Annotated in this window: 3 protein-coding genes and 1 pseudogene; 2 read left to right on the top strand and 2 right to left on the bottom strand. The window is 69.6% G+C overall.

All coding sequences use genetic code 11. The features are described from left to right. Positions 1 to 378 precede the first annotated feature (378 nt). Positions 379 to 698, bottom strand: a pseudogene (locus tag IE262_RS40090) (IS3-like element ISPfr13 family transposase); the annotation flags it as partial. Between the two features lie 323 nt (positions 699 to 1,021). Between IE262_RS40090 and IE262_RS39005 the strand changes: the two are divergent. Further along, positions 1,022 to 2,050, top strand: coding sequence for an NAD(P)/FAD-dependent oxidoreductase (locus IE262_RS39005; protein ID WP_189880388.1), 1,029 nt, complete (start codon positions 1,022 to 1,024; stop codon positions 2,048 to 2,050). A gap of 236 nt (positions 2,051 to 2,286) precedes the next feature. Next, the gene (locus IE262_RS39010; protein WP_229877994.1) at positions 2,287 to 3,528 is read left to right on the top strand and encodes an FAD-dependent monooxygenase; all 1,242 of its coding nucleotides are present in this window, start codon (positions 2,287 to 2,289) and stop codon (positions 3,526 to 3,528) included. A 139-nt stretch (positions 3,529 to 3,667) separates the two neighbouring features. On the opposite strand, the gene IE262_RS39015 is transcribed toward IE262_RS39010, so the two are convergent. Then, positions 3,668 to 4,008: hypothetical protein (locus tag IE262_RS39015; RefSeq protein ID WP_229877996.1), on the bottom strand; the 341-nt coding region annotated here is incomplete at its 5' end.

The following is a 4,008-nucleotide window of genomic DNA, read 5'->3' on the forward strand; positions in this document are numbered from 1 at the left end:
GCCCGCCTGACCTCGATCGCGGAAACCGCGTTCGCCCTGCTGCCTCGCCCCCGCCACCCCTGACAAGGGCACGGCCGGCCCCGTCGCACAGGCATCGTCCCCGACGTCGGTCACTTCCCGCACATCGAGGCCCCCGAGGCGATCGCGAAACGGATCGCGGCATGGGCCGAGTAGCGGATCACTCGACCCTCACGGCGAGACCACTGGGATGGGCGGAGCGGGGCGGACTCTGACATGGCGTTGCTGCGGACTGCGGACTGCGGACTGCGGACTGCGGACTGCGGACTGCGGACTGCGGACTGCGGACTGCGGGATGGGGCGGATCTCCGCCCGGTGACCAGCGTGCAACCTTCAACCCGGTCGGTCAGAACCGTCAGTTGAACGGTGCTCGCCGATGAAGGCCACCATCAGCCGTTGCGGGGGGCGAGCTCCCCGACGAAGAAAGTTGTAGCTGCCTTCAGGATCGCCATGTCCTCACGCAGTCGGCGGATCTCCTCGTTCTCCTCGATCGTGACCCCGGGCGCCTCGCCACCGTCAATCTCGGCCTGAGCGCCCCAGCGCCACAACGACTTCTGCCTACCCCGACCTGCTTGGACACCGTCAGTACCGCTGCGGTATTTGGTCGGGTACTCGGCACGGTGCTACAGCACCAGCCGGACGGCTCGGGCCCTCAGCTCGGGATCCACCTTCTTCGGCATGACATGCATCCTTCCAACTCAGAAAGATGCGGCCCAAGCCGACCGCACTTGACAACTCAGTACAGAACCGCCTAGGTTTCTGACTGTTCAGTACATAACCGTCCTGAGCTCACCGGACAGGCTGCGGGCACGCCTGGCGCCTCACCGTCCCGTCGCTCTACCTGTACGGGGCCATAACCCGGCGCAGGGCACTTCCTGCACCTCGAACAGCCCAAGAGGGTCGCCGACCACATCCTGGGCTTCCTGAACAGCTGACCCCCCTGCAACCACCCGGAACTCGAAGGGCTGACCGAACCATGACTGACAAGGAAAGGCTGGAGACCATGGCTGTGACGACTCCTCCGTACGCGAGCGACGCACTGGCCGAGGGGACCGTCGACGCGGTGGTGATCGGCGGGGGCGCCGCGGGGTTGAACGGTGCACTGATCCTCGCCCGCTCCCGCCGCTCGGTCGTCGTGATCGACAGCGGCTCCCCGCGCAACGCCCCCGCCGAGGCCGTGCACGGCCTCCTCGCCCTGGACGGCACCCCGCCGTCCGAGATCCTTCGACGAGGCCGGGAGCAGGTGCGCCAGTACGGCGGACGCGTCGTGCACGGCGAGGTGGTCTCGGCCGAGTCCGCCGCCCCGTCGGCGGACGGGGACCTGCGGTTCACCCTCACCCTGGCCGACGGCCGCCACATCACCGCCCGCCGCATCCTGATCGCCACGGGCCTCACCGATGTGCTGCCACAGGTGCCCGGACTCGCCGAGCACTGGGGGCACAGTGTGGTGCACTGCCCGTACTGCCACGGCTGGGAGGTGCGCGACGAGCCCATCGGCATCCTCGCCACCGGCCCGGCCTCCATCGGCCACGCGTATCTGTTCCGTCAGCTGACCGAGGACCTGACCTACTTCACCCACGGCACCGACCTGGACGAGGACAGCCGCGCCCGCTTCGCCGCCCGCGGCATCCGCGTCATCGACACCCCGGTCACCGAGGTCGTCAACGACGAGGACGGTGCCCTCGCCGGGGTGCGCCTGGCCGACGGCCAGGTCGTGGCCCGCCGCGTCGTCGCGGTCGCCGCGCCGATGCAGGCCCGCACCCAGGGCCTGGAAGGCCTGGGCCTGCCGGTGCAGGACCTGCCGAAGGGCCGCGGCTTCGCCTCCGGCACGGCCGGCGCCACCGAGGTGCCGGGCGTGTGGGTGGCCGGCAACGTCACCGATCTGGTCGCCCAGGTCGGAGCCTCCGCAGCGGCCGGCGCACTGGCCGGCGCCGACATCAACACCACGCTGGCCATCGCGGACACCGACGCGGCCCTCCACGCCATCGCCGAGGCAAGCCCCGAAGCGGCCGCGATGATCTCGAAGCCCTGAGATCTCAGCCCGTCACCCGCTCGTCCCACCTTCGCCGGCGAGGAAGCCGACCTGTTTCCCCATCTGGAAGCTGATCAGTTTCCAGACGGTTCTCAGCCATGCCCGGCAAGCGAGCAGCAGGAGCGTCCCACCGAGGTCAACGCCCCCTTCTCGACCTCGTCGCCCGCCTCGACGACTCCACATCCTCGGCTTCCTGAACGGCCGACGCACCCCCCCACAAGATGAAGGACACGACAATGTCGGAGCGCAATCCCATGGACAAGAACACGGCATCGCGACAGCGGGCCCTGGTGGTCGGCCTCGGGATAAGCGGGATCACCTCCGCGCTGCGACTGCATCGCGCGGGCTGGGACGTGGTGGTGCTGGAGAAGGCCCCCGAGCGGCGCCGCGGCGGATACTTCCTCGCCCTGTTCGGGGCCGGGCTCGCCGCCGCCGAACGGCTGGGCTTCGCCGATGCGGTGTCGAATCGCGTCGCTCCGGAAAGCGTGAGCTACGACGTCGACCGCACGGGCCGGCGCCGCCGCGGTCTGGGCTACGCCGATGTCTTCCCCGGGTCTCGACTGACGGTGCGGGGCGACATCGAAGACGCGGCCTTCACCGCCCTGCCCGACGAGGTCGAGATCCGGTACTCGACCGTGCCGGTCGCGCTGGACCAGTACCTCGACGGGGTGGACGTCGAGATCCGCGACCTGACGACGGAGACGACGACCGTCGAACGGTTCGACCTGGTGGTCGGGGCAGACGGACTGCGCTCGACGGTGCGCCGGCTTGCGTTCGAGCCCGAGCCGAGCCCGATCCGTCGACTGAACTACATGATCGCCGTGTACAGCCTGCCCGAGCCGGTACCCGGCTACCGCCCACAGGACGGGCTGACCATGGCCGAGGCGGGCCGATCGGTGTGGGTGTTCCCGTTCGCCGACCGTCCGCCGTCGGTGCTGTTCTCCTACCGCACCGACGACGTGGACGCCGAGTTCACCCGGCCGGCCATCGACTCGCTGCGCGCCGCCTACGGCGCCGAGCCCACCGGCTCCACGCTCGGTTGGCTGCTCGACCAGTTCGAGAAGGCCCCGGACCACCTGTTCGACTCCACCGAGCAGGTGCACCTCGACCACTGGTACCGCGGCCGAGTCGTGCTCGTCGGCGACGCCGCGTGGTGCCTGACCCTTTACTCCGGCATGGGGGCATCCGCCGGCCTGGCCGGGGCGGACCTGCTCGGCACCATGCTGGAACGCCACCCGCACGATGTGCCACGAGCGCTGCAGGACTGGGAGGACCACCTGCGCCCGTTCATCGACTACCACCTCGGCAGCGGTGTGAGCCAGCGCGGTTTCCTCACCCCGGGCAACCGCGCCGAGTTGCTGCTTCGGTCCGTGATGATCCGCCTCGGTCGGCTACCGATCGCCGGCCGGCTGCTCGCCAAGACGAGGGCCAAGAGTGCGCGGATGAAAAGTCTGGATATCGCCGCCGCCGCAGCGTGAGCGGAGTTCCTCGAATACGAGCGGGAGAACGAGGTCGTCTGGGCCCGCAACTTCGTCGACGAATGCTTGGACGCAGGTTGCGGGGATGGCCGGGAGAGGCATGTACCGGAGAGCAGGCTGTTATCCGCTGCATCGGGGTTCACCCGAGCTGCTTGCTCCACACGTTGTAGCAGCCGCGGTCGACGAGCCTGGTCCAGTCTGCGTCGAGGGCGGCGACTACCGTGGTCTGGCTGCGGGTGCCGCACCGGCTGCACGCGATCCCGGTCTTGCGGTCGAGGCGGTGCAGCTGCAGCGGACCCTGGGCGGGTTCAGAGCGCACGACGCGGTTGGCGAGGCGGGTCATCGGCGCCGCGGCTTGGTCGTGGAATCGCCGCCACAGCATCAGATGCCTGCGCGGCGAGGCCGGCTGTGTCCTTGTCAGTGGTGGCGGGGGCGAGGCAGCAGGGCGAACGCGGTTTCCGCGATCGAGGTCAGGCGGGC

It is taken from the genome of Streptomyces bluensis (assembly GCF_014650715.1).
In the GTDB taxonomy this organism is placed as follows: domain Bacteria; phylum Actinomycetota; class Actinomycetes; order Streptomycetales; family Streptomycetaceae; genus Streptomyces; species Streptomyces bluensis.